The sequence below is a fragment of the Xenorhabdus eapokensis genome (assembly GCF_001908105.1).
Map to the genome: position 1 here is coordinate 1 of NZ_MKGQ01000088.1, position 2,126 is coordinate 2,126.

Genomic DNA, 2,126 nt, shown 5'->3' on the forward strand with positions numbered 1-2,126 from the left:
ACCGCTTGTATCCCTCCGTGTCCTCTGCCGCAATCACCAGCCCGAACTCATTGCGCATCAGCGTGGTTTTATTGCCATCCGGGGCAATAAAGCAGTCGGTATTACCGTGATTGTCGTATTGCTGCCACCAGACCCGGCCCAGCGGATCGGTCATGCTGATAAGCCGGTCTGAATCATCGTAGTGATGTTGCCATGTCGCACCGGTGGCATCGGTGAATTGGGTGACCAGCCCGGTGTCCGCCAGATAATCTAACGTCAGGGTTTGCCCTGTCGGTAAAATCTGGTGTGTCAGGTTACCCCATTGATCGTACTCATAACGCGTGACATGACCACAGGGCGTTTCAACCCGGGTTACCTGCTGCTGGTCGTTGTAATGCCAGGTGGTGGTATGGCCTTGCGGTGTGGTGGAACGGGTGATACCCGGTTCATAAGTCAGTTGCACCGGGTAAAACCCGCCACTGCCGACGCTGTGGATACAACGACCCTGCGCATCATAGGCATAATCCACCGCGGTCTGGTCACCATCCGACCAGCGACTGATCAGTCCCTGATCGTTGTATTCATAAAACAGGTGAAATTGCTGGGTGCTGTCTGCCTGAGCCAACCAGCCATTGGCGTGATAACCATAATGAGCCATCACATCATTCAGACCGTTATCCGTGCGGCGGATGTCAGCCAACAGGCCATCTTCACGGTAGAACAGCCGCAGTTCCGGGCCGTCACTGTGGGTCACTTTTTCCAGTTGATGAATAGCGTTATGGTGAAAATTTGCTGATGGCACTCGCACCATTAAGCAGCAGTACCAGCGCCAGCAAGACCAGCTCAGTGAGATTAAGCTCCGGATGCGGGAGTTGCTTGGGGATTATCAGGCAGGATAATGACAAAAAGCCGGAAGATCGCAAGGGTCTTCCGGCTTTTTCATGATGATATTGCTTCTATACCAACTATTGTTTTAATACCATTGGATTAAAAACGACTATTTTTTTATCCTTAGTAACACCACATGGCATAAAACCTTTTTTAAATATGGAGAATATTTCTTCTAATTTAGAACTCTCATTAAAAGAAAATAAATATCGATAAATACTAACCATATTTAGCATATGATGACACTCATCGCTAACTTCTTCTAAAAATGAATCATATTCGACATTATCAGCTAATCCTTGCTTCTTTCTCATCAGATATAATTTTCTTTTCCTAATATTTTCCTTTACATAATCCTCAGTTGACACCTTTGTTCTGTCAAGAATATCTTTATCTGCCTTTTTATAATCTTCATGAAGGTAAAATTCAGATATGAGATCGGAAAAAAAATCGCTCCAAATTGCATATGGACTTGGAACATCCTGATCAAAAAGGAGTTTTATAGCATCTTTTTTATCTTCTATAATTTCATATCCTTCTAATTTATCAGAAGATCCAGAAAGAAAATCAGAGCTTTTAAAAAAAAGCATTGGCTCCATATAAAAATCTATTGTTTCATGCATTGATATCACCCTAATATTTTACTCCAACGGTCAAACACTCTTTGTCTTCCTATTTGGTTAACATCCTTACCAAATATTTTCGTGTTATACATATCCTTAGATCTAATTATATTCCCATCCATCATGCCTTTTTTAGCTATATCTTGTATGTTAGCTACTTGTTTCGATATAGCTTCTTTAGATTGTTTAAGATCTATTCTATCTAAAGCATTTCTAACTGCATCTGTATATCCGTGATGGTTGCCTTGGTGCCTTGCCATTGCACTGACACCATTATCAGCTTTTCTCAAGAATATGCCGTTGGCAGCAACATCAATATCATATCCAATTTTTTTCAAAGCAGGATGGTTTGCCAATTCCTTCGGTATAACATGGTGAGCCTGATAACCACTCCATTTAGTTGAACGTGACAAGCCCATATCTTCCATCATGTTTTTACCCAGCTTAGTCGAACATCCAACCAATCCCAGAGGGTCTACCCATCCGGTAGGGTTATGAACGTAGCTGTAAGGATTTGTGCCACCCAGCAGTCCCAAGGGATCTTAGGGCCGGTTCCGGTGCGGTGATACGGTTTTAAGCGATTTTTTCCTTGATTATCAGCTTGTTAAAGAACCACTTTTACCCGTTTTGCCCATT

The 2,126-nt window shown here is 42.9% G+C and carries 2 protein-coding genes and 1 pseudogene; all 3 read right to left on the bottom strand.

Going from position 1 to position 2,126, the window contains the following annotated elements:
* A pseudogene (locus Xedl_RS19305) lies at window positions 1-781 on the bottom strand (type IV secretion protein Rhs); the annotation flags it as partial.
* A gap of 163 nt (window positions 782-944) precedes the next feature.
* Complete coding sequence (locus tag Xedl_RS19310; protein ID WP_074025331.1) at window positions 945-1,490, bottom strand: hypothetical protein; 546 nt, start codon at window positions 1,488-1,490, stop codon at window positions 945-947.
* 5 nt (window positions 1,491-1,495) lie between these two features.
* On the bottom strand, window positions 1,496-1,921 hold the full coding sequence (locus Xedl_RS19315; protein WP_074025333.1) for an AHH domain-containing protein: 426 nt from the start codon (window positions 1,919-1,921) through the stop codon (window positions 1,496-1,498).
* Window positions 1,922-2,126: the final 205 nt, after the last annotated feature.